The organism is Corallococcus sp. AB049A, from assembly GCF_003668885.1.
GTDB lineage: Bacteria > Myxococcota > Myxococcia > Myxococcales > Myxococcaceae > Corallococcus > Corallococcus interemptor.
In genome coordinates, this window is the sequence record NZ_RAWL01000876.1 from 1 (window position 1) to 674 (window position 674).

Here is a 674-nt window from a genome sequence, read left to right on the forward strand (position 1 = left end):
GCTGCACAGTGCCGGCATCGAAGTGATCCTGGACGTGGTCTACAACCACACCGCCGAAGGCAATGAGCTGGGCCCTACGCTGTCCTTCAAGGGCATCGACAATGCCAGCTACTACCGCCTGGCCGATGATCGCCGCTATTACATCAACGATACCGGCACCGGCAACACGTTCGACCTGACCAATGCCGGCGCGCTGCGCATGGTGATGGACTCGCTGCGCTACTGGGTGACCGAGATGCGGGTGGATGGGTTCCGTTTCGACCTGGCCACCATCCTTGGCCGCGAGCGGCATGGCTTCGATGCCTCGGGCAGTTTCCTTGATGCGGTACGCCAGGACCCGATCCTGAGCCAGGTGAAGCTGATTGCCGAGCCATGGGACATCGGCCCGGGCGGCTATCAACTGGGCCAGTTCCCGCCGGGCTGGGCGGAATGGAACGACCGCTTCCGCGATACGGTGCGCGCGCTCTGGCGCGGCGATGGCGGCCAGTTGCCGGAATTCGCCACGCGCTTCACCGGCTCGGCCGACCTGTTCGAAAATCATGGCAGGCGGCCCTCGGCCAGCATCAACCTGGTGACGGCGCACGATGGGTTCACCCTGCACGATCTGGTGAGCTACAACGATCGCCACAACGAGGCCAACGGCGAAGACAACCGCGATGGCCACTCGCACAACC

General features: G+C 64.1%; 1 pseudogene. It reads left to right on the forward strand.

Annotated elements, in window-relative coordinates:
• Positions 1–674 (forward strand): annotated as a pseudogene (locus D7X55_RS45865) (glycogen debranching enzyme); the annotation flags it as partial.